This window comes from Luteimonas sp. TWI382, assembly GCF_039674545.1.
Lineage (GTDB): Bacteria > Pseudomonadota > Gammaproteobacteria > Xanthomonadales > Xanthomonadaceae > Luteimonas.
On record NZ_JBDJNS010000010.1, the window covers coordinates 78,249 to 103,887 of the forward strand.

Sequence of the window (25,639 nt, forward strand, 5' to 3'; positions counted from 1 at the left end):
GCACCCCGCCCTCACGAGGCCCGCGATGCCCAGTCCCTTCACCGTGCCGCTCGTGTCGTGGCTATCCCGGTTGAGCCACCCGCGGCTGTTCGTCGTCGTGGCCGTGCTGTTCGGCATCAATCTGGTCGTGCCCGATCCGATCATCCTGATCGACGAGGTCCTGCTGGGCCTGGCGACAGTCGCGCTGGCCAGACGCAAGCGCATGCCCGACGCGCCCGCACATGCCGATCCGCGCCCGCCGATCGACGGCCAGGCGCGCCGCCCCTGATGCTGGTCGACAGCCACTGCCATCTCGACGCCCCCCAGTTCGACGAGGATCGTGCGGCGGTGCTGGCGCGCGCACGGGCGGCAGGCGTCGTGCAGCAGATGGTGCCGGCCGTCGCCCGTGCCGGATGGCCGGGCTTGCGCGCGATCTGCGCCGCAGATCCAGGCCTGTTCCCCGCCTACGGCCTGCATCCGATGTTTCTGGCCCAGCACCGGCCCGACGACCTGGATGCGTTGGCCGACTGGATCGTGCGCGAGCGGCCGGTGGCGGTGGGCGAATGTGGCCTGGACCATTTCGTCGACGGGCTCGATCCCAATGTCCAGGCGCGTTACTTCGAAGGCCAGTTGCGCCTGGCGCATGCTCACGACCTGCCGGTGATCGTGCACGCTCGGCGCGCCGTCGATCCGGTGATCGCCGCGCTCAAGCGGTTCGACGGCCTGCGCGGCGTCGTGCACAGTTTCGGCGGTAGTGCCGAACAGGCGCGTCAGCTGTGGCAGCGTGGCTTCATGATCGGACTGGGTGGTCCACTGACTTACGACCGCGCTCGCCGCCTGCACCGGCTGGCGGCGACGATGCCGATCGAACACCTGCTGCTCGAGACCGACGCCCCCGACCAGCCCGACAGCGCCCACCGCGGCCAGCGCAACGAGCCGGCGCGCCTGGTCCACGTGCTCGAAGCGGTCGCGCGCCTGCGCGGCGTCCCCCCGGAGATCGTGGCCGCGCAGACGCGCGACAACGCCGCGCGGCTGTTCGGCCTGCCGCCACTCTAGCCGCCGCGCCGATCAGGCCGCGGCGTCGGCCGCCGGCCGCAACAGCACTTCCAGCGCCTTGCCGGCCGCGGCGAACGCGAACGCGCCGGTGATGTGCGTGGCCGCCCCCAGGCCGCTGCCGCAGTCGAGATTGAGCGCAGCGTCGGGGCCCAACTGCGGGCGAAGACCGCAGACACTGCCGTCGGCCTGCGGATAGCGCACGTTCTCCAGCGAATAGATCGCCGGCACCCCGAAGTAACGCTTCGCGCTCTTGGGAAAATTGAACTCGGCGCGCAGCTTCTTGCGGATCAGCGCGAGCATCGCATCGTGCTCGGTGCGCGACAGGTCGCGCACGCGCACCAGCGTCGGGTCGATGCGGCCGCCGGCGGCGCCCACCGTGATCACCGGCAGCTTGCGTCGCCGACACCAGGCGATCAGCTCGACCTTGCTGCGAAAACTGTCGCAAGCATCGATCACCAGATCGTAGCCCCGTCCCAGCATCGCTTCGAGATTGGTCGGGGTGACGAAATCCTCCAACGCATGCACGGTCGCACGCGGGTGGATCGCCAGGCAGCGCTCGGCCATGACGCGGGCCTTGTTGCGTCCGTACTGCCCTTCGAGCGCCGGCAACTGGCGGTTGGTGTTGGAGACGCACAGATCATCGGCATCGATCAGCGTCAGCGTGCCGACGCCGCTGCGTACGAGCGCCTCGGCCACCCACGAGCCGACGCCACCCAGCCCGACCACTGCGACGTGGCGCCGCAACAGGCGCGCAACCGCGCCCTGCCCGTACAGGCGTTCGATTCCGGAAAAGCGGGCGCGTGCGTCTTCATCCATGCGCGCATTCTAGCGGCCCTCCCCGCCCGGCACGCCCCGCGATGCTATGGTCGCGCCGCCCCGCCACCGCCTGGAGTGCGCAATGTCCACGCCCGAGCCACCGCATATCGTCCACACACCGCCGTCGGCGACCGCTCGCTACGCCGTGGTGTTCGGCATCGGCCTGGTGGTCGGGATCTTCGCACTCGTCGTGGTGCTGCGCGCACTCGAGAGCCGACGGGGTTGGCAGGATCACTACCCCACCGCGCTGATGCAGCTCTACCAGGCCCACATGGCGGGCCTGGAGAGCGATGCCAGCGCCGGTCGTTGCGCGGCGGCCGACGCGCGCCCCCATCTGCGCGCGTTGCGGGTCCTGTCCGACGACCTGGCGCCGGCGTTCCCCGACCTGCGCGACCATCGCCGGTTCGCCGAGCATGCCGACACCGCACGGCGCGCGCTCGACGCTGCGCTGGCTGCGCCGCCGGGCGACTGCGCCAGTCTGCGCACGACCATCGCCGTAATCGGCGAGACCTGCAGCGGATGCCATCGCGACCTGCGGTAGTGGGAAGAGGCGGCTGAATCGATACTGGACGTCAGCCTTTGCGCAGGCGACACGCCGGGAGGATTGCTGTCTCGTTCACATTCTCGGCCCTAGCGTGGGCAGTGTCGGGCAGCGGGCCCGCTACACGTTAGGAGTTGTCATGAAATCTCGTCTGATCGGAACGGCGGTGGTCGCGGCCTCGATGGCGTTGGCCGGTTGCGCGTCGTCACCCGGCTACTCGCCGGGCTATGGCGGGTACGGTGGCGGATACGGCAATGGCTATGGCCGCGGCGAGTGCTATGACTGCGGCACCGTGACCCGCATCGAAGTCGTCGGCGGTGATCGCAATCCCAATGTCGCCGGACCGATCATCGGCGGCATCGTCGGCGCGGTCGCGGCCAAGGAGCTTGCGCGTCGCAACACCGACAGCCACGGGCGACGGAACGTGGCGATCGGCGCGGGCGCCGTGGGTGGCGCGGTGGCCGGCAACGCAATCCAGAACCGCGTCGAGGGCGCGCGCCAGTACAACGTGCACGTGCGCATGCAGGACGGCCGCACGACGGTGGTCAGCCAGGGCGATCTGGACGGCATCCGCGAGGGTTCGCCCGTTCGCATCCAGAACGGACGCGCCTACGCCTACTGACCCGGCCCCTGCTTGGCGCGCAAAAAAAAACCCGGCCGATGGCCGGGTTTTTCTTGAAGCGTCGCAGCTGGTCAGAGCGGCGTCACGGCGTCGGCCTGCAGGCCCTTCTGGCCCTGGACGACGGTGAAGCTGACCTTCTGGCCTTCCTGCAGGCTCTTGAAGCCCGTGCCCTGGATGGCGCGGAAATGCACGAAAACGTCTTCGCCGCTTTCACGGCTGATGAATCCGAATCCCTTGGCATCGTTGAACCACTTCACGGTACCGGTTTCGCGCTCTGCCATGTTGCTCTCTCTCCCTGAAACTGTTCGATGAATCGAGCGATTACGCCTGTCGGGCGGCTGGTTGCAAGGAGAACACGGGTGCGACGATGCAGCGGACCGGTGGAACGAGCCAGCGACTTGATGCAGGGTCACGATTCACGGTGACCTTGACAAACACAGCGGCTGCAAAGTAACCCGGCATTTATGAAAATGCAATCGTCCGCAAAAGGCCCGTTCCGGGGGTCTCTTACTCCCGATCCAGGGGGCCCGACATGGATCTGAGCCTGGCCCTGTACCTACTTGCCGGGCTGCTGGTTGCCGTCGGCCTGGCCGGCGTTGTGTTGCCTGCCCTGCCCGGTTTGCCGCTGGTGTTCGCCGGCCTGCTTGCGGCGGCCTGGGCCGACGATTTTCAGCGGGTGGGCGCGCTGCCGCTCGTCCTGCTCGGGCTGTTGACTGCAGTCTCGTTCGCGGTGGACTTCTGGGCCACCGCGGTCGGCGCCAAACGCGTGGGGGCCAGTCCGCTGGCGCTGCTGGGCACCGTGGTCGGCACCTTCGTCGGTCTGTTCTTCGGCCTGCCGGGCCTGTTCGCCGGCCCCTTCGTCGGCGCGGTGGTGGGCGAGCTGATCAGTCGCCGCAATCTCTATCCTGCCGGCCTCGGCCATGCGGCCAAGGTCGGGGTCGGCACGTGGCTGGGCATCGCACTGGGCGTGGCGTTGAAACTCGCATTGGCGGTCTCGATGCTGGCGATTTTCGCACTCGCCTGGTGGTTCTGAGTCCACAATGACACGATGACCGATTCCCTTTACGCCCCCTTCCCGCCGCCCCGCCGTGGGCGATTGCGCAGCCTGTCGGCGGTCGTGTTGCTGGCGCTCGTGGCCGGCCTCCTTGCCGGCCCGAGCCTGGCCGCACCGAGCGCGCCACCCAGTGCAGCCCCGGCCGCTTCGGCAGCACCCGCCCCCGACACGACCGAGGGCGCCCAGGCGCTCGACACCCCGCCGCCGAGCGCGGCGCAAGCGTTCCAAGAGGCCGACGTGCGCGGTCGCTTCGATGCGGTGTACGACGAAACGGTCAGCCGTTTCATGCGCCTGCTCGCCAATCTGCCGCTGCTGCTGGCCGCACTGCTGGTCGTCGCGCTCGCCGCATGGCTGGGCCGGGTGATATCCCAGCGCCTGCACTGGCTGCACCTGCGCACGCGCAACCCCTATCTCGACAGCCTGCTGCGCCGCATGGTGCAGGCCGCGATCCTGCTGATCGGCATCGTGATCGCACTGGACCTGCTCAACGCGACCGCGGTGATCGGCGTGGTGTTCGGCTCGGCGGGTGTGCTGGGCATCGCGATGGGCTTCGCATTCAAGGACATCGCCGAGAACTACATCGCCGGCATCCTGTTGAGCCTGCGCCGGCCGTTCGAACCGGGCGAGACGGTCAAGATCGACAGCTACGAGGGCCGGGTCGCCTCGCTGAGCGCACGCGCGATGGTGCTGGTCACCGCCGAGGGCAACGAGTTGCGCCTACCCAATGCGCTGGTGTTCAAGGCGGTGATCCTCAACTACAGCAGCAATCCGCGCCGGCGCTTCGATTTCACGATGAACATCGACGCCAGCCATTCGATCCGGCAGGCGCAGACGATCGGCCTGACCGAGATCGCTGCGATCGACGACGTCCTGACCGATCCCGGTCCGTCGTGGACACTGGTCGAGTTCGGGGCCTCTGGCAGCGTACTGCGGTTCTTCGGCTGGGTGGACCAGCGCAAGAGCGACCTGGGCAAGACCCGCGGCGAAGCGATCCGCCGCGTCAAGGGCGCCTTCTGGCGCGCGGGCATCCAGGGGCCGCGCACCACCACCCATGTCGTCCTCACGCGCGACGAGGGCGCGGTCGCCGATCATCACGACATTGAGCCGGCGACCAGCGTCGGCGTCGACACCTCGGTCAACCGCGACATCGACGAGCACGTCGCCGAAGTCGTCAATGCCGACCCCCAGAACCTGCTGATCGCAAAGGACGCCCCGCAATGAAACTCCGCATCGCCCTGCTCCCGGCCGCGCTCGCTGGCCTATCCACGCACGCCGTGGCGCAGACCGTTCCGGCCGCACCGTCCGCGCCCGCCAGCCTGGAGGCCTGCCTGGCACTGGAACAGGACGCGCAACGCCTGGCGTGCTACGACGCCTTCGCCGGCCGCCAAGCGCCGCCGACGCCGCAGGCCGACGTCACCGCCGAGCGCGCGCGCGAACTGCGCCGCGATCCCGCCGCGCTCGCCGAGGCGCTGTCCGCCGAACCGGCCAACCGCAACCTCTATGCGCGCGACACCACCCGCGGACTGGACGATGCGATCGCCAACGCCGGGCAGGGCTCGCTGCTCGACAGTCGCTGGGAACTGGCCAAGGATTCCAAGCTCGGCATCTTCAATCTGCGTGCCTACAAGCCGCTGTACCTGCTGCCGGTGTTCTGGACCTCGGATGTCAACCGCACGCCCAGTTCGCCCAATCCGGCCAACACGGTCACCGACCCGCTCTTGCTCGACAGCACCGAGGCCAAGTTCCAGATCAGCTTCAAGACCAAGGCGGTGGAGAACCTGTTCGGCAACAACGGCGACATCTGGATGGGCTACACCCAGAGCTCGCGCTGGCAGGTCTACAACAGCGAGGCCTCGCGCCCGTTCCGCGAGACCAATTACGAGCCCGAGATCCTGCTGGTCTTCCGCAACAACTATGGCCTGCCGGGTGGCTGGCGCGGGCGCATGACCGGGATCGGCATCAACCACCAGTCCAACGGCCGCGGCGACCCGCTGTCGCGCAGCTGGAACCGGGTGATGTTCAACTTCGGCTTCGATCGGCAGAACTGGGCGCTGACCGCGCGGCCGTGGATCGTGCTGGGCGAAGGCAGCGACAGCGACAACCCCGATATCGCCGACTACATGGGGCGTGGCGACCTGACGCTGACCCACGTGCGCGACGGCCACCAGTTCTCGCTGATGGCCCGGCATTCGCTACGCGGCGGCGACCGCTCGCACGGCGCCCTGCAGTTCGACTGGGGCTTTCCGATCCACCGCAATTTCCGCGGCCATCTGCAGGTATTCGACGGCTACGGCGAAAGCCTGATCGACTACAACCACAAGGCCACCTACGTCGGCCTGGGCATCTCGTTGATGGACTGGTTCTGACCGACGGCGCGGGCGGCCGGCCCGCGCCACCAGGCACCGCAGGCGCCGATCCGGGGCTTGCGGCGCCACCGCCGCGAGCGGCTATGATCGGCTCGCCCGCGGCGCTGCCGCATACCAGGACCCGCGCATGGAGGCAGCCGCACCCCCGCCACCGCATGACGCCGCCCCTGTCGCGCGTCCGCGCCGTTCGTTCTTCGCCTACGCCTCGGCGCTGCTGGGGCTGTTGAGCGTCTTTGGCGTCGTCTGCTTCCATTTTCCCGAGTTACTGACCAGCAAGGAGTTCCGCGCGGTCTACGACGAGGGCTTCGCGCGCAACCTGTTGCTGATCGGCCTGGTCGCAGCGTTCGTGCTCGGCACGGTGGCCATCCTGCGCGACCGCAACAAGCGCATCGCCACGATCGGCGTTGCCGGCGCGACGCTGGCGGTGCTGCTGGGCGGCACCAATGTGCAATTCGACGCCATCGGCCACACGCCCTACTCGCTGGGCCTGGACTGGTTCGTGATCTCGCTGTTCTTCTCGGCATTGGTGTTCGTCCCGCTGGAGCACTACCTGGGCAAGCGCCGTGTCTCGCCGCTGCGCCCAGGCTGGCGCACCGACCTGACGTACTTCTTCATGAGCCATGTGCTGGTGCAGTTCATCCTGATCCTGGTCACGGCCTCGACCTCCACGATCGCCAGCTTCGCCGCGTTCCCGGCGCTGGAGCGGGCGATCCAGTCGCTGCCGGTGTGGGCGCAGTTCCTGATCGCGGTGTTCGTGGCCGACATGGCCCAGGCGCTGCTGCACCGCGCCTACCACAACATTCCCTGGCTCTGGCGCTTCCACGCGGTGCATCACTCCAGCCGCCAGATGGACTGGCTGGCCGGTTCGCGGATCCATTTCGTCGAGATCGTGCTCACGCGCAGCGTCGTGCTGCTGCCCTTGCTGGTACTCGGCTTCTCGACGCCGGCGGTCAATGCCTACGTCATCCTGGTCGGCCTGCAGGCGGTCGTCGCCCACGCCAACATCGGCGTGCGCTTCGGCTGGCTGGAATACGTGCTGGTGCTGCCGCGCTATCACCACTGGCACCACGCCCGCCAGCAGGACTACATCGACGTCAACTACGCGATCCATCTGCCGCTGGTCGACATGCTGATGGGCACGTTCAAGCTCCCGCGCGAGCGCGATGCCTGGCCGCAGGAGTACGGCGTGATGAAGCTCGAGACGGTGCCGCGCGGCATCGTCAGCCAGCATCTGATGCCGTTCGGTCGGCGCAAGACCTTCGACGACTACGTCGACTGAGTCCGAAGGCCGCCTGCGCAGACGCGAACGGCGCCCGCAGGCGCCGTCCGATCCCATCTCCAGCGCTCGCCGGTCAGACGACCTCGAGCGGGATGCCGGCGATCTTCGCCTTCCAGGTGCGCGGGCCGGTCTCGTGGACCGATTCGCCGTTCGCATCCACGGCCACCGTCACCGGCATGTCCTTGACCTCGAACTCGTAGATCGCCTCCATGCCCAGGTCCTCGAACGCGACGACGCGGCTGGCCTTGATCGCCTTGGACACCAGATAGGCCGAACCCCCGACCGCCATCAGGTAGACGGCGCGGTTGTCGCGGATCGCCTCGATCGCCGCCGGGCCGCGCTCGGCCTTGCCGACCATGCCCAGCAGGCCGGTCTGCTCGAGCATCTGCCGGGTGAACTTGTCCATGCGCGTGGCGGTGGTCGGTCCGGCCGGGCCGACGACCTCTTCGCGCACCGGGTCGACCGGGCCGACGTAGTAGATGAAGCGGTTGGTGAAGTCCACCGGCAGCGTTTCGCCACGGTTGAGCATGTCGACCATGCGCTTGTGGGCGGCGTCGCGCCCGGTCAGCAGCTTGCCGTTGAGCAGCACCACCTCGCCCGGCCGGAAGCTGGCGACCTCCTCCGGGGTGATCGTATTCAGGTCGACCCGACGCGCATTGCGTGGGTTGTAGGTGAGCTCGGGCCAGTCGGCGAGCGACGGCGGGTCGAGGGTCACAGGCCCGCTGCCGTCGAGGGTGAAGTGCGCGTGCCGGGTCGCCGCGCAGTTGGGGATCATCGCCACCGGCAGGTTCGCCGCATGGGTCGGGTAATCCTTGATCTTGATGTCGAGCACGGTGGTCAGCCCGCCGAGGCCCTGCGCGCCGATGCCCAGCGCGTTGACCTTCTGGTAGAGCTCCACGCGCAGCTCCTCGATCCGGTTCGACGGCCCGCGCGCGATCAGGTCCTGGATGTCGATCGGCTCCATCAACGATTCCTTGGCCAGCAGCATCGCTTTTTCGGCAGTGCCGCCGATGCCGATGCCGAGCATGCCCGGCGGGCACCAGCCCGCGCCCATCGTCGGCACGGTCTTGAGCACCCAGTCGACGATCGAATCGGACGGGTTGAGCATCGCGAACTTCGACTTGGCTTCCGAGCCGCCGCCCTTGGCCGCGACGATCACTTCGACCGTGTTGCCGGGCACGACCTTGACGTTGACCACCGCCGGCGTGTTGTCGCGGGTGTTGCGGCGCGCGCCCGCCGGATCGGCCAGCACGCTGGCGCGCAGCTTGTTGTCGGGATCGTTGTAGGCGCGGCGCACGCCCTCGTTGACCATGTCCTCCACGCCCATCGTGGCGTCGTCCCAGCGCACCTGCATGCCGATCGCAAGGAACACGGTCACGATGCCGGTGTCCTGGCAGATCGGACGGTGGCCCTCGGCGCACATGCGCGAGTTGATCAGGATCTGCGCCATCGCATCCTTCGCCGCGGGCGAGGCCTCGCGTTCGTAGGCATCGGCGAGATTGCGGATGTAATCGACCGGGTGGTAGTAGCTGATGTACTGCAGCGCATCGGCGACCGACTGGATCAGGTCGTCCTGGCGGATCGACACGGGCGCGCCGGAAGGCGCGGCATGCGGGGAGTGGCTTGCGGACACGGCTGGCTCGTAGCTGGCGGAGGGAAACCCGCCCATTCTAGGCCTTCCGCTCCGTCGCGGCAGCCGACCACCCGCGCGCCACGGCGCAGACCCGTGGCGGCGCACGGCGCCGATCCGCGAGGCGTATCCTTGTTCGCTTCCGGCCGCAATTGCAGGCCGGCACCGACCGTCACGATGCAGGACCGATGACCGACGCCCCGAACGATCCCGCCGCCGCGCTGCGCAGCCGCCTCGATGCAGTGCGCGCGCGCATCAAAGATGCCTGCCATGCCGCCGGACGCGATCCGGCGCAGGTGCGCCTGCTGCCGGTCAGCAAGACCGTCGATGAGACGCGGCTGCGCCTGGCGCACGCGATCGGCCTGCGCGAACTGGGCGAGAACAAGGTGCAGGAGGCGCTGGGCAAGGCCGAGGCGATGGCCGATCTCGACGATCTTCGCTGGGTGTTGATCGGCCACCTGCAGACCAACAAGGCCAAGTACGTCGCGCGCTTCGCCAGTGAGTTCCAGGCCCTCGACAGCCTGCGGGTCGCCGAGGCGCTGGACCGCCAGTTGCAGGCGAAGGGGCGCGCGCTCGACGTGCTGGTCCAGGTCAATACCTCGGCCGAGTCGAGCAAGTTCGGCCTGGCGCCCGACGAGGTCGCGGGCTTCGTGCGGCAGTTGGGCGCATTCTCGTCGCTGCGCGTGCGCGGCCTGATGACGCTCGCATTGTTCTCGCCCGATCCGGCGCTGGTGCGTCCCTGTTTCGTGCGCTTGCGCACGTTGCGCGACCGGCTGCGTCAGGAAGCGCCGTCGGGCGTGGCGATGGACGAGCTGTCGATGGGGATGTCCGGCGATTTCGCACTGGCGATCGCCGAGGGCGCGACCACGGTGCGCGTGGGCACGGCGATCTTCGGCGACCGCGGCCTGCCCGACAGCCATTACTGGCCGGGGCTGGCCTCCGCGGCGCAGCCGCGATGAGCGCCCTGCTCCAATCGCCGGCGGTCGGCACCCGCCTCATCGACGTCGTATCGGTGCAGTCGCAGGTCGTCTACGGCAGCGTCGGCAACAGCATCGCAGTGCCGGTGCTGCAGGCACTCGGGCTGCAGGTGGCACCGGTGCCGACGGTGGTATTCGGCAACACGCCGCACTATCCGACGATGCATGGCGCGCCGCTGCCGCTGGACTGGTTCGAAGGTCTGCTCGAGGACCTCGAAGCGCGCGAGGTGATCACCCGCGCGCGGCATCTGCTGGTCGGGTATCTCGGCTCGCCGGCCCAGGGCCTGGCGCTGGCGGCCTGGCTGGACCGCATGCGAGTGCGCAACCCGGGGCTGCGGATGCAGATCGATCCGGTCATCGGCGACCACGACACCGGCATCTACACCGATCCTGCGCTGGTTCCGATCTGGCGCGATCACTTGCTGCCGCGCGCCCATGGCCTGACCCCGAATCACTTCGAACTCGAACAACTCGCCGGTCGCCCGCTGCACACGCTCGACGACTGCGCGCAGGCCGCGGCCGGTCTGCTCGGCCCGGTCACCGAATGGGTCGTGGTCACCAGCGCCGCGCCCCAGACCTGCCCGCCCGGCGTGGTCCAGGTACTCGCGGTTTCGGCGCAGGGCTGGGAGACGTTCGAACATCCCGCCGTCGCGCATGCGGTCAAGGGCACCGGCGACATGTTCGCCGCGCTGGTCGGCGGCCGGATGATGACCGGGGCCGCGCTCGGCGACGCGGTGCGCCGCGCCTGCGACGACGTGGTCGCGGTGCTGCGCCATGTCCAGGCGCAGGGCTGGCAGGAACTGGCGCTGCCGCGCGAGATCGGACGGCGCCTGGGCTGAGCCCAAGGCGTCGCGCCACGGCCCCAGGCCAATGGGTCGCGGGCGTGCACGGCGCACCGTCGTGCACCGTTTCCCCGGCGCAGCCGTCATGCATATTCGCCTCGATCGTCGTGATCTGCTGCCGTCCGAGCCGATGGAACACATCCAGATGCCACGTCCGCAGCCTCGGGCGGCGAGCGAGACGTGCGCGGCCGGCTTATGAGCGCCAGGACGCGGCGAAGCCGGACGTTGATCGAGATCAGGGCGCCCGGGCGCCGGCCGCCCCAGCATGGCCGCACCGCCCGCCCCACTGCCCAGAGGACACCGCGATGCAGTTCAACATCCACCTCGACCGTCCGCAGATCGATATCGACGCCGTCGAGCGCCTGCTGCAGACCCTCGATCCGGCCGGCCTGGCGGACATCGACATCACCGGCGTGCTGCGCGTCTCGACCACCGCGTCCGGCGACGATCTGGTCACGATCCTCGCCCAGGCCGGCCATCCGATCCGCGCGAGCCAGATCGAGCGCGTGGCCTCGGTGTGCTGCGGGGGCTGCGGCGGCGGCTGCAGCGGCTGACGGCGATGCGGCGTCGCCGCTGGCGGCGCCTTCCGTGTCCGGCGTGAGCGGCCGGCATGCGCAGGATGCGCCGGCATGCCGACGCGTCGACGCCGTTGGCGCGACAATGGGCCATGCCCGCCTCCGCCTCCGCCAAACCGCTCCGCACCGATGGCCGCCCCACCTTGCGCGAGCGCTTCGACGCGATGCGCAACCTGCGGCCGTTCCTGCGCATGATCTGGCAGACCAGCCGGCCGCTGACGCTCGCCAGCCTCGGCCTGCGTCTGGTCCGCGCGTTCCTGCCGGTGGCGATGCTCTACGTCGGCAAGCTGATCATCGACGAGGCGATCCGCGTCGTCGGCCTGGACGGCGGCTTCACGACCTTGGCCCAGGCCTGGTCGAGCGGTGCGCTCGACACGCTTGCCGGGCTGCTTGCGTTGGAGTTCGCGCTGGCGATCGGCTCCGACCTGCTCGGGCGATTGGTCAGCTATGCCGACACGTTGTTGTCGGAGCTGTTCACCAACGCCACCAGCATCCGGCTGATGGAACACGCGGCGACCCTGGACCTCGAAGACTTCGAGGACCCCGAACTGCAGGACAAGCTCGACCGCGCGCGCCGCCAGACCATGGGCCGCATGAACCTGATGGGGCAGTTGTTCGGCCAGGTGCAGGATGCGATCACGGTCGCGAGCTTCGCGATCGGCCTGCTGGTCTACGCGCCCTGGCTGATCGTGCTGCTGGCCGTCGCGCTGGTGCCGGCCTTCATCGGCGAATCGCACTTCAACGCGCTGGGCTACTCGCTCAATTTCCAGTGGACGCCCGAACGTCGCCAGCTCGAATACGTGCGCCAGAGTGGCGCCAGCGTCGAGACGGCGAAGGAAGTGAAGATCTTCGGCCTGCACCGGTTCCTGATCGATCGCTACCGCACGCTGGCCGACCGGTTCTTCCTCGCCAACCGCGCGCTCGCCAGGCGCCGGGCGCTGTGGGGCACCCTGCTGGCCGCGCTCGGCTCGCTGGGCTACTACGTCGCCTACGGCTACATCGCCTGGCGCACGGTGCGCGGCGACTTCAGCATTGGCGACCTGACCTTCCTGGCCGGCAGCTTCCTGCGCCTGCGTCAGCTGCTCGAAGGCCTGCTGGTCGGCTTCTCGCAGGTCGCCGGCCAGGCCTTGTATCTGGACGACCTGTTCTCGTTCTTCGCGATCGAACCGGAGATCGCCTCGCCAAGCGATCCTGTGCCATTCCCGCAGCCGATCCGCCAGGGCTTCACCTTCGAGAACGTGGGCTTTCGCTATCCGGGCAGCGAGCGCTGGGCGGTCCGGCACCTCGACTTCACCCTGCACGCTGGCGAGGTGCTGGCGCTGGTGGGCGAGAACGGCGCCGGCAAGACCACGCTGGTCAAGCTGCTGGCGCGGCTCTACGACCCCGACGAGGGGCGGATCCTGCTCGACGGCCGCGACCTGCGCGACTACGACCTCGAGGCGCTGCGCGCCAATACCGGCGTGATCTTCCAGGATTTCGTGCGCTACCACCTGACCGCCGGCGAGAACATCGGCGTGGGGCGCATCGAGGCGATGGACGATCACGCGCGGATCGTCGACGCGGCGCATCGGGCGATGGCCGATGAGATCATCGCCGGCCTGCCCGACGGCTTTGATCAGATCATCGGCCGGCGCTTCCGCAACGGCGTCGATCTGTCGGGCGGCCAGTGGCAGAAGGTCGCAATCGCACGCGCCTACATGCGCGAGGCCCAGGTCATGATCCTCGACGAACCCACCGCCGCGCTCGATGCGCGCAGCGAGTACGAGGTGTTCCGACGCTTCAAGGAGCTGTCGCATCAGCGCACCGCGGTGCTGATCTCGCACCGCTTCTCCAGCGTGCGCATGGCCGACCGCATCCTGGTGCTCGAGCAAGGCCGGATCGAGGCCAGCGGCTCGCACGCCCAGTTGATGGCCGAGGGTGGCCGCTACGCCGAGTTGTTCGAGTTGCAGGCCGCGGGTTACCGCTGACGCGGCGGCAGGTCGGAACGGTGCAGGCTGCGCCCGTCGCGCCGCTGCCGTGAGACGGCGTTGACGCGGCGCTGCGTACGCTGCTCGCATCAACGGAGTTCCGCGATGACCGATATCCGCCAGGCGCTCGCGCGCAACGCGCAGATCCTGCGTTTCCTCATGAAGTACCGCAAGGCCGGCGTGCTGACTGGATTCGACCTGGACGCGGCGACGGTGGAGGTCGACGAGGCCGACACTGCCGGCCGGCCGGAGGCGTTCGTCGATGACCTCGAGGCGCTCGGCCCGACCTTCATCAAGATCGGCCAGGCGCTGTCGACACGTCCGGACATGGTGCCGCCGGCCTATCTCGCCGCGCTGGAACGGATGCAGGACGATGTCGCGCCGGTGCCGTTCCAGGTGATCCACGCCGCGGTCGAGGACGCGCTGGGCGTGCGCATCAACAAGGTCTTCGACAGCTTCGACGAGACGCCACTGGGCAGCGCCTCGCTGGCGCAGGTGCATCGCGCCACGCTGCGCGACGGCCGCGCCGTCGCGGTCAAGGTGCAGCGCCCGGGCATCGTGGAGCAGATCCGCGACGACCTCGACACGCTCGCCCGGCTGGCTGGCGGCATCGACCGGGTCACCGACCTCGGCCGGCGCGTGCGCTTCGCCGACTGGGTGCACGAGTTCCGGCGCACGCTGCTGGCCGAGCTCGACTATCGCGACGAGGCGGAGAACCTCGATCGCTTCGATGCGCATTTCGCCGCCTACCCATCGTTGTTCGTGCCCAAGCCGATCTGGGACCTGACCCGGCCGCGGCTGCTGACGATGGAACTGGTCGAAGGCACCAAGGTCACTGCGATCAGCGGCCTGCAGCGCACCGAGCGCGACATGGCGCCACTGGCGACCGCGCTGCTGCACGGCTATCTCGACCAAGTGTTCGTCCACGGCGAGATCCACGCCGATCCGCACCCGGGCAACCTGCTCTACACCCGCGACGGTCGACTGGCGCTGCTCGACCTGGGCATGGTGGCGCACGTGCCGCCACGCACCCGCGAGCGCCTGCTCAAGCTGCTGTTCGCCGCGGTCGATGGCCGCGGCGAGCAGGTCGCCGCCGAGGGCATCGCCATGGGCACGCGCCTGGAGGACTTCGACGAGGAGCGCTACTACCGCGATGTCGGCCAGTTGGTCGCGCGCTACGCCGCGCAGTCGGGCGCCACCGGCCAGACCGAGGGCCGCCTGGTGCTCGACCTGGTGCGCCTGGCGACCGCCTGCGGCCTGCGCACCGCGCCGGAGATGAGCTTGCTGGGCAAGACGCTGCTGCACCTCGAATCGGTCGTGCGCACGCTGGCGCCCGACATGGACATGAAGCGCGTCGTCGAGGAGCACCTCAACGACATGATGCGCCAGCGCCTGCGCAAGTCGCTCTCGCCGGCCAATCTCGCCAGCGAGATGATGGACCTGCAGGAACTGGTCCGCGAGGCGCCGCGCAAGGTGTCCAATGTGCTGTCGCTGCTGGCCGAGAACCGCCTGCGCGTGCGCCTGACCGGGCTAGAGGAATCGCATCTGCTCGAAAGCCTGCACAAGATCGCCAATCGCATCGCCGCGGGCGTGGTCACCGCGGCGCTGATCCTGGCCTCGGCGCTGATGATGGACAACCCCGGCGGCCCGCGGCTGTTCGGCTATCCGGCGATCGCGCTGCTGCTGTTCCTGACCGGCGCAGGCCTGGGCATCGCGATCGTGCTCAGTGCCCTGCTCGGCGACCGCCGGGCACGGCCGAACGAGGAAAGCGGGCCGCATTAGTCGAGCTCCGCCTCTTCCAGCCGGCGCGCAGGCTGCGACACCAGGTCGCAGATGAGAACCGGTCTCATCGCTCTGTTAAGATGGGCGGCTCCGCGCCTCGCCTTGCCTTCTATGTCCTCCGCCTTTGGTTCCGAAACGGTGCTCGACGTCCGCCACTGGACGGACGCGTACTTCAGCTTCACCACGACCCGCGACGACGGTTTCCGTTTCGACAACGGCCAGTTCGTGATGATCGGCCTGCAGGTCGAGGGCAAGCCGCTGCTGCGCGCCTACTCGATCGCCAGCGCGAACTGGGAGGAGCAGCTCGAGTTCTTCAGCATCAAGGTCGACAACGGCCCGCTGACCTCGCGTCTGCAGCACATCCAGCCGGGCGACCAGATTCTGGTCGGCCGCAAGCCGACCGGCACGCTGCTGATCCACGATCTGCATCCGGGCCGCAATCTGTACCTGCTGGGCACGGGCACCGGCTTTGCGCCGTGGCTGTCGGTGATCAAGGATCCAGAGACCTACGAGCGCTTCGAGAAGGTGATCGTCACCCACGGCGTGCGCTCGGCCCAGGACCTGGCCTATCGCGACTACATCGTCAACGAGCTGCCGCGGCACGAATTCCTCGGCGAGCAGATTTCGCGCCAGTTGCTGTACTACCCGGCCGTCACCCGCGAAGACTTCATGTTCGACGGCCACAGCCACCGCGGCCGGCTGACCGAGCTGCTCGACAGCGGTCGCATGGCCGCCGACCTCGGCCTGGCCCCGCTCGACCCGGCCTTTGATCGCGCGATGATCTGCGGCAGCCCGCAGATGCTGGCCGATTTCCGCGGCCTGCTCGATGCCCGCGGCTTCGAGGCCGCACCGCGCATCGGCACGCCGGGGCAATACGTGTTCGAGCGCGCCTTCGTCGAGAAGTAAGGCCGGGCGACTTTCGTCGCGCGCGCCGGCGTGTCATGTCCGCGCAGCCGGCCGCGCTCAGCGCCGCACAGGGCTCGGGTCTTCGTCGAGGATCGTCTCGATCCGTCCACGCAACGCGGCTGGCGCCGTCGACGGCGCATAGCGCGCACGGACGCAGCCGTCGCGGCCGACCAGGAACTTGGTGAAGTTCCACTTGATCCGTCGGGTGCCCAGCAAGCCGCGTTTCTGCCCGCCCAGCCAGGCCCACAGCGGATGCGCATTCGGCCCATTGACCTCGACCTTGGCGAACATCGGGAAGTCGACCGCATAGTTGAGCGCGCAGAAGCTGCGGATCGCGTTCGCATCGCCGGGCTCCTGGTGGCCGAACTGATCGCACGGAAACCCGAGCACCACCAGCCCCCGGTCGCGATAGTCCTGCCACAGCGCCTGCAGGCCGGCGTACTGCGGCGTGAATCCGCAGCGCGAGGCGACGTTGACGATCAGCAGCACGCGATCGGCGAAATCCGACAGCGGCTGGTCGACGCCGTCCAGCGTACGGGCGGTGAACTCGTGGATCGTGGTCATGGCAGTGACGGGCGGGAACGTGGCTCGCCAGTCTGCCGCAGATCCTGCATCGATGACGTCGCCCGACTGGCGCGCCCGCCGAACCATCATGCATCGCACGAAAAATATCGTCCATCCCGTTGAATGAATTATACAAACACGGCTCGGACTTCCGGCACGGTCATCGCGACGTCCGATAAGCTAGCCTAGGCGGTCACGTCACCCGGAGAGTCACCCTTGCTCAAGCACCCGCTTGCCGCCGCACTGTGTGCGGCCCTCGCCGTGTCCGCCCTGCCCGTCTTCGCCCAGTCCTCGGGCACCACCGCGGTCGCGCCTGCCGCAAGCGCCCAGCGCCCCGCCGACAATCCGCTGTTCGTGGAAAGCACGCTCGATCTGCGCTATCCGCGCTTCGACCTGATCCAGGACGCGCACTTCGGCCCCGCATTCGACGCCGGCATGGCCGAGAACCTGCGCGAGATCGAGGCGATCGCCAACAATCCCGAGCCGCCGACCTTCGACAACACGATCGTCGCGCTTGAGAAGTCCGGCGAACTGCTGTCGCGCGCACGCCGGATCTTCGGCAACCTCAACGGCACCGACACCAACGACACCCGCAAGCAGATCGACGCCGACTACGCGCCCAAGTTCGCCGCGCACCGCGACGCGATCATGCTCAATCCCAAGCTCTTCGCCCGCGTCGACACGCTCTACAAGAACGTCGGCTCGCTCGGCCTGGATGCCGAGGGCCAGCGTCTGGTCGAGCGCTACCACACCATGTTCGTCCGCGCCGGCGCCAATCTGAGCGACGCGCAGAAGGAACAGATGCGGCGCATCAACGCCGAGTCGGCCAAACTCTCGACGACCTTCAGCCAGAACGTGCTCAACGAAGTCAACGACTCGGCTGTCGTGGTCGACACCGTGGCCGAACTCGATGGCATGAGCGAGGCGCAGATCGCTGCCGCGGCCGAAGCCGCCAAGTCGCGCGGACTGGACGGCAAGTACGTCATCACCCTGCTCAACACCACCGGCCAGCCGCCGCTGCCGCAGATCAACAACCGGGCGCTGCGTGAGCGCATCCACAAGGCCTCGGTCGCTCGCGGCAGCCGCGGCAACCAGTACGACAACACCGGCGTGATCGCGCAGATCCTCAAGCTGCGCGCCGAGCGTGCCAACCTGATGGGCTATCCGAACCAGGCCGCCTTCATCCTCGAAGATTCGACCGCCGGTACCGTCGAAGCCGTCAACGGCATGCTCGGCCAGCTGGCGCCGGCCGCCGTCGCCAACGCCAAGCGCGAAGCCGCCGAACTGCAGGCGATGATCGACCGCGAACAGGCCGCCAAGGGCGAGCCCACGTTCCAGCTCGAGCCGTGGGACTGGGCCTACTACTCGGAGAAGGTCCGGCAGGACAAGTACAGCTTCGACGACGCGCAGCTCAAGCCCTACTTGGAGATGAAGAACGTGCTCGAGAACGGCGTGTTCTTCGCCGCGACCAAGCTCTACGGCATCACGTTCAAGGAACGCACCGACCTGCCCAAGTACCATCCCGATACCTGGACCTACGACGTCTTCAATGAGGACGGCAGCCAGCTGGCGATCTTCATCTACGACCCCTACGCACGCCCGTCCAAGCGCGGTGGTGCCTGGATGAACTCGTATGTCTCGCAGTCTGAGCTCGACGGCACACTCACGGTCACCGCCAATCACCAGAACATTCCCAAGCCGCAGGCCGGCCAGCCGACGCTGCTGACCTGGGACGAGGTGACCACGATGTTCCACGAGTTCGGCCATGCGCTGCACGGCATGTTCTCGGACGTGAAGTACCCGTTCTTCAGTGGCACCAGCGTGCCGCGCGACTTCGTCGAGTTCCCCTCGCAGGTCAACGAGATGTGGGCCGACTGGCCGGAGGTGCTGGCCAATTACGCCAAGGACTATCGCACCGGCGCGCCGATGCCGGCCGAGCTGCTCGACAAGGTGCAGGCGGCTGCCAAGTTCAACCAGGGCTTTGCGACCACCGAATACCTGGGCTCGGCGATGCTCGACCAGTATCTGCACCAGCTGCCGGCCGACCAGTTGCCGGAGGCGTCCGAGGTCATGGCGACCGAAGCTGCCGCGCTCAAGGCGGCCGGCCTGGACTACCCGCCGGTGCCGCCGCGCTATCGCACGCCGTACTTCAGCCACATCAACGGCGGCTACGCGGCCGGCTATTACGCCTACATCTGGTCGGAAGTGCTGGACGCCAACACTGTGCAGTGGATCGAGCAGAACGGCGGCCTGACCCGCGCCAACGGCGACCGCTTCCGCAGCACCCTGCTCTCGCGCGGCGGCAGCAAGGACGCCAAGCAGCTGTTCCTGGACTTCACCGGCCACGAGCCGCAGATCGAGCCCCTGCTGATCAAGCGCGGCCTGGCGCCCGATCCGAAGGACGCGACGAACTGATCGCGCACCGTGAAGTTTGACCAGAACGCCCGGCTCTGCGCCGGGCGTTCTTTTTGGTTCTCCACCAAATACCGAAATGGGCGTTCCGCTTCAGATGGGCAGCGGCCTGCCAGCCGGAAGCCGCTCTCCCCTCGGTCAAGGCATCCTGCCTTGACTCGGGCGCGCGCCATCCATGGCGCGCTTGGCGCGGCCACCGGCTGCCAGTCCACTGCGGTGGACGTTGGCAACCCGACTTCGAGGAGACGCAGAGTCACCTCCTACAAGAAGTCGCGCACTTGTCGGCCTCAGGTGCGTCGTGCTGGTCGGGGATTGCGATAGCGGGCCATGGATGGCCCGCGGCGGCGAGTCAGCCAGGGATGGCTGACCGAGCCGGGAGCAGTCCCCGGCCGGCGCGACGCGCGCTCCGGAGCCGATCTCCATGATCGAGTAGCAGAAGCAGGATCTTCATGACTCTGGTGAAGAACCTCGCTTTGGAGGGATGCGCTCGCTCGTGGACCCACGTCACCAGGAAGGCCGCTTCACGGGCGAGCGCGCGTACTACGAAAAGTAGAGGCCCGGAGTAGCATGGCCGCATGTCCGCGATCTGCCTCGATGCCGCCGAAGCCACCGACGCCCCCGAACGCCTGCGCGACTGGCTGGGCGGATTCCGCCGCGTCTTCGTGCTCACCGGCGCCGGCATCAGTACAGGCTCCGGCATTCCCGACTATCGCGATACCGATGGCGCCTGGAAGCGCCCGGCGCCGGTGACCTGGCAAGCGTTCACCGGCGACCCTGCGATCTATCGCCGCTACTGGGCGCGCAGCTTCGTCGGCTGGCCGCGATTCTCCGTCGCACGCCCCAACGTCGCGCATCGCGCGCTGGCGGCACTGGGCGATGCCGGTCCGATCGGAACACTCCTGACCCAGAACGTCGACGGCCTGCACCAGGCTGCAGGCAGCCGCTCGGTGATCGACCTGCACGGCCGGCTCGACCGCGTGGTCTGCCTGAGCTGCGGCAGCGCGATGGCGCGCGATGCACTGCAACCCAGGCTCGTCGCCGACAACCCCCGCTGGCACCCCGGCGCGGCCGCGATGGCGCCCGATGGCGACGCCGACATCGCCGCCGAGTCCGAAGCCGCGTTCGTGCCGCCGCGGTGCCCGCACTGCGGCGGCTTGCTCAAGCCCGATGTGGTGTTCTTCGGTGAGAATGTGCCGAAGGCACGCGTGCAGGCAGCCAGGACCGCACTGGCGCAGAGCGACGCGATGTTCGTCGTCGGCTCCTCACTGATGGTCTATTCGGGCTTCCGTTTCGCCAAGATGGCCCACGAGGCCGGCCTGCCGCTGGCGATCCTCAACCGCGGGGTCACGCGCGCCGACCCCCTGACCACACTGCGGCTCGATGCCGAGATCGGCCACACCTTGGGCACCCTCGCGCAAGACGCCTCAGCCAGCGACGAATAGATCGCGATACGCCGGCGCCAGGTGCGGCAACAGGACCGACGCCGGCACCTCGACGGTCTGCACGCCGTCCGAGTACGGCCCGACCTGGTAGGGCGGAAACACGAAACGCAGCCCGGCCAGCGTGCCGCCCGGACCGGCGATCGGCTCGAACTGCTGGAAGTTGGACACGTCCGGCCGTGCGCCTTCGTCGATCATCCGGCCTGCGGTCTGCATCATCCGGCTGCGCTCGGCCGGTTCGAGTTCGTCGGCATCGATGCGCTGGGACAGCGCCGCATGAAGTTGCTCTCGTACGTAGTCCGAAATCACCTGCCAGTCGGCCGCGCGCGGAACCAATTCTTCGGCGGTGAGCAACCGCTCTTCCCGAACCAGCCAGAAGAAGCGCGCGATGATCGGGCTGTCGTGCGCGCCGCCGGTGTAGCTGCCGCCATCGGCGGCGATGGCCAGCACGCGCGGGGTGTCGAGCAACGTGGTGAAGCTCAGCGACAGATCGTAGGTCACGCCCGGCTGCTGCTCGGTGCCCGGCAACGCCTGCTTGAGTTCGTCGCGGGCCGCCTGCGCGAAGCGATGCAGTTCCGCAGCCAACCCGGGGTATTTGTTGGCTTCGGGCGGGTAGCTGATGCCGACGATGTAGCGCGGGTCCATCTCGACCACATCCTCGAGCTTGACCGGCGCTTCGGCCAACGGCTGCACCGCCTCGGCATCGACGCCCGCGGGGCCGGCCGCAGGTTGCGCGGGCACGGGCGCCTCGCGCTGGCAGGCCAGCAGCAACAGCGGCAAAACGCACAGCACCATCCGTCTCATCATCGATCCTCGAGCCGTCCACGCAGCATGGAACTCACGAAACGCTAACGATATCGACGTGGCCTCGTCGTGAACGACGCCCGCCAGGCCGACGCATACGAAAAAGCCCCGGACGTTACCGTCCGGGGCCGGATCTTGCAGACGCTGCGGACGATTAGATCGCCTGCACCTCGTCAGCTTGCAGGCCCTTCTGGCCCTGCACGACCTTGAAGGAGACCTTCTGGCCTTCCTGCAGCGACTTGAAGCCGGTGCCCTGGATCGAGCGGAAGTGGACGAACAGGTCCTGGCCGCTTTCCGGGGTGATGAAGCCGAAGCCCTTGGCATCGTTGAACCACTTGACGGTTCCGGTCTGGCGCTCTGACATGGTGTTACTCCTTGAAGCAGTGTGGTCATTGGAACACGACGACCGGCGTTGTTTGGATGGCCGGCTGCCGCGACTGTCTAGCAAGGGGTAACGCGAAAGCGATGGAGCGGATCGTCCCGACCGGAAAGCCCGGCCGTCGTGAGATTGGATCTACCGCATCGGAGCCACGATGTACCGTGATCCCGCCTTGAACAGTCCGCGCACGATACCGCAATTATCGACCGAAATGTGAATAGGGGGACGCGAATGTCGCCGGCCCCGTCGGCGCCATGGCTGCGGCCAACGGTTCACTGCGCTACGCAGCCGGCGCTGGTCACGCCGGCTGCGGACGCGGGTTGCGGACACCGCCGACCCGACCGGCCCGGTCGGTCAGTCTGTCGCTGCCCGGCGATCGCGCTTGCCTTGATTCTTGCGGTCGCGCGTACTGCTGCTGCCGTTGATCGAGGCCTGCCGGCTTTCGGCAGCGTGCAGTTCCAGCGCCTTGGCGCGGGCCTGCGGAGACTGGAAGCCCGGCGCCGCCGCCGCCGCGCCGTCGCCACCGATGTCCTCCCAGTGTTTGGGCGCGCGTGCCTGTGCTTCGTGCTGCTCGAGCAACTGCCGCGTGTTGTCGAGCGCACGCTCGGGGGAAATACGCGATCCGCGTCGCGACTTGCGCGCGGGCGCGGGCGGCGCCTTGGCGGAGGCCGGCTTGCGCGCCGTGGACGTGGCTGCCTTGCGCGACCGGGCCGCAGCCGGCTTGGTGGTCGTGCCGGCGTTGGTCGATGTCGCGCCGGACGCCGCGCGCCGGGACGAGCCCGACTTCGCCGCGGCCTTGCTCGCCGTCTTTGCGGTCTTGGCAGGCTTGGACCGCGTGCCTGTCGAGCGCGCAGCAGCGGCCGACTTGGCGGCCGGCTTGCGTGCGCCCGACGCGCTGGTCTTCTTCGCAGACTTGCGCGCGGCCGTCGCCGCCGCCTTGGCGGCCTTCGCAGTGTCCTTCTGGCGTGTCTCGAAGCGGCTCAGGATATCGGCGAGCAGTTCGGCCTTCTCGCCCGTGCGCGCATTCGCCTGACCGGTCCGTCCGGCCTTGCTGCCGGTCGACTTGCGCGAGGCCAGACGCTGGCGCTTTTCCAGATCCCGCGCACGATCACGGGCGGTACGCGCGCGGGTCACCAGCTTGGCGAGTTGGGCCTCGCTCAGACCACGCACTGCATTGGCGCGGCTCGCGTCGTACAGCCCCATCTCGGTCTTGTTGAGCAGGCTGGTGGCTTTCGCTCGTGTCACGGCCATGGACATGCGCTCCGTTTGATGGATGTGGGCGCAGGGATACCACGCCTCGCATGCAAGACCAGTGAGTGCGGACGCCAACCACGTCCGCATTCGCCGCTAGAAGAACGAGGGCGACATCAAGCGATCGACGAAGCTGCCGAGCACGCGCGGTTCCATCATCACGGTGAACAGCACGCCGTAACCCGCGCCCCACAGGTGTGCACTGTGGTTGATGTTGTCGCCGCCTCGGCGGTCCATCCAGATGCTGTAGCCGACGTAGCACACGCCGAACACGATTGCCGGCATCGGGATGAAGAACACCAACAGCTTCGACCACGGGCTGAGCAGGATCGACGCGAACAGCACCGCCGACACCGCGCCCGAGGCGCCCAGGCTGCGGTAGTGCGGGTCGCGCCGGTGACGCAGATAGGTCGGCAGGATCGCGACCAGGATCGCCGACAGATAGAACATCAGAAAGCCGACCGGGCCGATGTACGGCGCGAACGCGCGTTCGATGCCGCCGCCGAAGAAGAACAGCGTGATCATGTTGAAGAGCAGGTGCTGCCAGTCGGCGTGGATGAAACCGTGGGTCAGCAGTCGGTCGTACTGGCGATAACGATCGACCGCCGGCGGCCACAGGATCAGCCGGGCGAGCAACTGCGGCTTCTCGAACGCCTGCCATGACACCACGGCGGTGACGACAATCAGCAGCAAAGTGACGGGGGCGAGGTTCATCGGGCGGGTTTCCGGGTGGACGGATCAGGCGACACGGTAGTGGTCCTGCATGGGATAGCGCCGTGCGTACGCCGCGAACGCCAAGGCGGCCAGGAACGCGAAACCGGCGAAGAAGAACATCAGGAAGGCGTTTTCGCTCAACCCCGACGATGCGATGTACGCGGTCACCGCCTCGTTGCGCACGCCGGCATTGGTCAACAGCACCCACAGGCTTCCGAAAGTGCTGGTCAGGTACCAGAACGCCATGATCACGCCCTTCATCGCCTGCGGAGCCTGGCTGTAGGCGAACTCCAGCGCAGTCGCCGACACCAGCACCTCGCCGAAGGTCAGCAGCAGATACGGCAGCGACTGCCAGGCCAGCGAGACCTGTTCGCCGCCATCGATCCACAACTGGATCGCGCCGGCGGCGATCCACGCCACGCCCGAGAACGCGATGCCCCAGCCCATACGGCGCAGCGGCGTCACCGACAGCCCCATCGCGCGCAGTGCCGGGTACAGCACCAGATTGTTGAACGGGATCAACAGCATCACCAGCAGCGGGTTGAGCGCCTGCATCTGCGCTGCGTCCTGGATCAGCCAGCTCGGCCACCACCAGGCCGCGTGCGGGATCACCATCTCGCGGCCCTGGATGATCCAGGTCGAGGCCTTCTGGTCGAACAGCGACCAGAACGGCGTGACCAGCGCGAATACGATCAGGATCCGCAGCACCGCGCGCACGCCGTCGACCGCGGCATCGGGGTGCGCGCCGCGCGCACGCTCGAGCTGCATCGAGGCACCGACACCACCGGCAGCGATGATCACACCCAGTGCCAGACACGCCGAAATGACGAAGTTAAAGGACTCGGCCCATGCCGACGGCACCACGCCCACCGCCGACAGCGCCCACAGCACGAGCAGCAGCGCGGCGACCGCGAGGCCGAACAGCGCAACCAGCAGGCCAGGACGGCCCGCCCCCGGGCGCTCGGCACGCAGCGCAGTCTTGACCACCTCGAAGAACGCATGCGGATCGCGACCGGCCGGCGGCACGTCGATATAGCGTCGGCGCCCGAGCCAGAACACGAACGTGGCGATGAACATCAGGATGCCGGGGATGCCGAAGGCCACGGCCGGCCCGAAATGGCGCAGGAACAGCGGTGCCAGCAACGACGCGAAGAACGAACCGAAGTTGATGATCCAGTAGAACGCGTCGAAGACCAGCTTGGCCTTGTCCTTGTTGCTCTGGTCGAACTGGTCGCCGCAGAACGAGACCACCAACGGCTTGATGCCGCCCGAGCCGAGCGCGATCAGGAACAGGCCGGTGTAGAAGCCCGCGGCATTGTTCTCAAACAGCGCAAGGCAGGCATGACCGGCGCAGTAGATCAGCGAGAACCACAGGATGGTGTGGTACTTGCCGAAAAACCGGTCGGACAACCACCCGCCCAGCAGCGGGAAGAAGTACACGCCGATCACGAACATGTGGAAGATGTCCTTGGCCGCGCCATCGCGCTCCGGCCCCTCGGGCAGGTAGGCCAGCAGCACCGAACTGATCAGGAACGGCACCAGGATGTTGCGCATGCCGTAGAAACTGAAGCGCTCGCAGGCTTCGTTGCCGATGATGTAGGAGATCTGGCGGGGCATGCGGCCCGCAGTGGTCTGGACGGTCGTCATCGGCACGTCGAAGGCAGTCTGGGAACCCGACAGCCTA

The 25,639-nt window shown here is 68.0% G+C and carries 25 protein-coding genes; 16 read left to right on the plus strand and 9 right to left on the minus strand.

The window, feature by feature from the left end; genetic code table 11:
• Positions 1–25: 25 nt before the first annotated feature.
• Together ABE505_RS08780 and ABE505_RS08785 are read left to right on the plus strand one after the other, a co-directional pair.
• Positions 26–268, plus strand: coding sequence for a DUF6116 family protein (locus tag ABE505_RS08780; protein WP_346444076.1), 243 nt, complete (start codon positions 26–28; stop codon positions 266–268).
• The gene (locus tag ABE505_RS08785; RefSeq protein WP_346444179.1) at positions 265–1,035 is read left to right on the plus strand and encodes a TatD family hydrolase; all 771 of its coding nucleotides are present in this window, start codon (positions 265–267) and stop codon (positions 1,033–1,035) included. The genes ABE505_RS08780 and ABE505_RS08785 overlap by 4 nt, the downstream gene beginning before the upstream one ends.
• A gap of 12 nt (positions 1,036–1,047) precedes the next feature.
• Here ABE505_RS08785 and ABE505_RS08790 read toward each other — a convergent pair whose 3' ends face one another.
• Positions 1,048–1,851, minus strand: a complete 804-nt coding sequence (locus ABE505_RS08790) for a tRNA threonylcarbamoyladenosine dehydratase (protein WP_346444074.1) — start codon at positions 1,849–1,851, stop codon at positions 1,048–1,050.
• A gap of 82 nt (positions 1,852–1,933) precedes the next feature.
• On the opposite strand from ABE505_RS08790, the gene ABE505_RS08795 reads away from it, so the two are divergent.
• Entirely contained in the window at positions 1,934–2,392 is a 459-nt protein-coding gene (locus tag ABE505_RS08795; protein ID WP_346444073.1) for a hypothetical protein, read from the plus strand.
• Between the two features lie 139 nt (positions 2,393–2,531).
• The gene (locus ABE505_RS08800; protein WP_346444071.1) at positions 2,532–3,014 is read left to right on the plus strand and encodes a peptidoglycan-associated outer membrane lipoprotein precursor; all 483 of its coding nucleotides are present in this window, start codon (positions 2,532–2,534) and stop codon (positions 3,012–3,014) included.
• A 71-nt stretch (positions 3,015–3,085) separates the two neighbouring features.
• On the opposite strand, the gene ABE505_RS08805 is transcribed toward ABE505_RS08800, so the two are convergent.
• The gene (locus ABE505_RS08805) at positions 3,086–3,295 is read right to left on the minus strand and encodes a cold-shock protein (protein WP_047135804.1); all 210 of its coding nucleotides are present in this window, start codon (positions 3,293–3,295) and stop codon (positions 3,086–3,088) included.
• Between the two features lie 251 nt (positions 3,296–3,546).
• On the opposite strand from ABE505_RS08805, the gene ABE505_RS08810 reads away from it, so the two are divergent.
• From ABE505_RS08810 to ABE505_RS08825, 4 genes are all read left to right on the plus strand, one after another.
• Positions 3,547–4,047: a DUF456 domain-containing protein gene (locus tag ABE505_RS08810; protein WP_346444069.1), complete on the plus strand. Its 501-nt coding sequence runs from the start codon at positions 3,547–3,549 to the stop codon at positions 4,045–4,047.
• Between the two features lie 15 nt (positions 4,048–4,062).
• On the plus strand, positions 4,063–5,289 hold the full coding sequence (locus ABE505_RS08815; protein WP_346444068.1) for a mechanosensitive ion channel domain-containing protein: 1,227 nt from the start codon (positions 4,063–4,065) through the stop codon (positions 5,287–5,289).
• Positions 5,286–6,434 (plus strand): phospholipase A, encoded by a 1,149-nt coding sequence (locus ABE505_RS08820; protein WP_346444066.1) that lies wholly within the window; start codon positions 5,286–5,288, stop codon positions 6,432–6,434. Before ABE505_RS08815 ends, ABE505_RS08820 begins: the two co-directional genes overlap by 4 nt.
• Before the next feature lie 127 nt (positions 6,435–6,561).
• Positions 6,562–7,713 (plus strand): sterol desaturase family protein, encoded by a 1,152-nt coding sequence (locus tag ABE505_RS08825; protein ID WP_346444064.1) that lies wholly within the window; start codon positions 6,562–6,564, stop codon positions 7,711–7,713.
• Positions 7,714–7,786: 73 nt separating this feature from the next.
• Here ABE505_RS08825 and ABE505_RS08830 read toward each other — a convergent pair whose 3' ends face one another.
• The gene (locus ABE505_RS08830; protein WP_346444177.1) at positions 7,787–9,301 is read right to left on the minus strand and encodes a fumarate hydratase; all 1,515 of its coding nucleotides are present in this window, start codon (positions 9,299–9,301) and stop codon (positions 7,787–7,789) included.
• A gap of 230 nt (positions 9,302–9,531) precedes the next feature.
• Between ABE505_RS08830 and ABE505_RS08835 the strand changes: the two genes are divergently transcribed.
• The 6 genes from ABE505_RS08835 (at position 9,532) to ABE505_RS08860 (ending at position 16,392) form a co-directional block, all read left to right on the plus strand.
• Complete coding sequence (locus ABE505_RS08835) at positions 9,532–10,302, plus strand: YggS family pyridoxal phosphate-dependent enzyme (protein WP_346444063.1); 771 nt, start codon at positions 9,532–9,534, stop codon at positions 10,300–10,302.
• Positions 10,299–11,159: a pyridoxine/pyridoxal/pyridoxamine kinase gene (gene pdxK, locus ABE505_RS08840; protein WP_346444061.1), complete on the plus strand. Its 861-nt coding sequence runs from the start codon at positions 10,299–10,301 to the stop codon at positions 11,157–11,159. Before ABE505_RS08835 ends, pdxK begins: the two co-directional genes overlap by 4 nt.
• Before the next feature lie 308 nt (positions 11,160–11,467).
• Positions 11,468–11,716 carry a hypothetical protein gene (locus tag ABE505_RS08845; RefSeq protein WP_346444060.1) on the plus strand — a complete coding sequence of 83 codons (249 nt, stop codon included), beginning with the start codon at positions 11,468–11,470 and terminating at the stop codon, positions 11,714–11,716.
• A 113-nt stretch (positions 11,717–11,829) separates the two neighbouring features.
• Positions 11,830–13,704: an ABC transporter ATP-binding protein gene (locus tag ABE505_RS08850; RefSeq protein WP_346444058.1), complete on the plus strand. Its 1,875-nt coding sequence runs from the start codon at positions 11,830–11,832 to the stop codon at positions 13,702–13,704.
• A 105-nt stretch (positions 13,705–13,809) separates the two neighbouring features.
• The gene (locus ABE505_RS08855; protein WP_346444056.1) at positions 13,810–15,486 is read left to right on the plus strand and encodes an AarF/UbiB family protein; all 1,677 of its coding nucleotides are present in this window, start codon (positions 13,810–13,812) and stop codon (positions 15,484–15,486) included.
• Between the two features lie 111 nt (positions 15,487–15,597).
• On the plus strand, positions 15,598–16,392 hold the full coding sequence (locus ABE505_RS08860; protein ID WP_346444055.1) for a ferredoxin--NADP reductase: 795 nt from the start codon (positions 15,598–15,600) through the stop codon (positions 16,390–16,392).
• A 57-nt stretch (positions 16,393–16,449) separates the two neighbouring features.
• On the opposite strand, the gene ABE505_RS08865 is transcribed toward ABE505_RS08860, so the two are convergent.
• Complete coding sequence (locus ABE505_RS08865; protein ID WP_346444053.1) at positions 16,450–16,956, minus strand: glutathione peroxidase; 507 nt, start codon at positions 16,954–16,956, stop codon at positions 16,450–16,452.
• 261 nt (positions 16,957–17,217) lie between these two features.
• Between ABE505_RS08865 and ABE505_RS08870 the strand changes: the two genes are divergently transcribed.
• Both ABE505_RS08870 and ABE505_RS08875 read left to right on the plus strand, forming a co-directional pair.
• Positions 17,218–19,371: a M3 family metallopeptidase gene (locus ABE505_RS08870; protein WP_346446189.1), complete on the plus strand. Its 2,154-nt coding sequence runs from the start codon at positions 17,218–17,220 to the stop codon at positions 19,369–19,371.
• A 572-nt stretch (positions 19,372–19,943) separates the two neighbouring features.
• The gene (locus tag ABE505_RS08875; RefSeq protein ID WP_346444050.1) at positions 19,944–20,810 is read left to right on the plus strand and encodes an NAD-dependent protein deacetylase; all 867 of its coding nucleotides are present in this window, start codon (positions 19,944–19,946) and stop codon (positions 20,808–20,810) included.
• Here ABE505_RS08875 and ABE505_RS08880 read toward each other — a convergent pair.
• From ABE505_RS08880 to ABE505_RS08900, 5 genes are all read right to left on the minus strand, one after another.
• Positions 20,793–21,611, minus strand: a complete 819-nt coding sequence (locus ABE505_RS08880) for a DUF3298 domain-containing protein (RefSeq protein WP_346444048.1) — start codon at positions 21,609–21,611, stop codon at positions 20,793–20,795. The two genes, ABE505_RS08875 and ABE505_RS08880, sit on opposite strands and share 18 nt — an antisense overlap.
• Before the next feature lie 154 nt (positions 21,612–21,765).
• Positions 21,766–21,975 carry a cold-shock protein gene (locus ABE505_RS08885; protein WP_047135789.1) on the minus strand — a complete coding sequence of 70 codons (210 nt, stop codon included), beginning with the start codon at positions 21,973–21,975 and terminating at the stop codon, positions 21,766–21,768.
• Between the two features lie 369 nt (positions 21,976–22,344).
• Complete coding sequence (locus ABE505_RS08890; RefSeq protein ID WP_346444047.1) at positions 22,345–23,319, minus strand: hypothetical protein; 975 nt, start codon at positions 23,317–23,319, stop codon at positions 22,345–22,347.
• Between the two features lie 18 nt (positions 23,320–23,337).
• A complete protein-coding gene (locus ABE505_RS08895) occupies positions 23,338–23,955 on the minus strand; it encodes a rhomboid family intramembrane serine protease (RefSeq protein WP_346444046.1) in 618 nt (205 codons plus the stop codon).
• Between the two features lie 24 nt (positions 23,956–23,979).
• Positions 23,980–25,602 carry an oligopeptide:H+ symporter gene (locus tag ABE505_RS08900; RefSeq protein WP_346444045.1) on the minus strand — a complete coding sequence of 541 codons (1,623 nt, stop codon included), beginning with the start codon at positions 25,600–25,602 and terminating at the stop codon, positions 23,980–23,982.
• Positions 25,603–25,639: the final 37 nt, after the last annotated feature.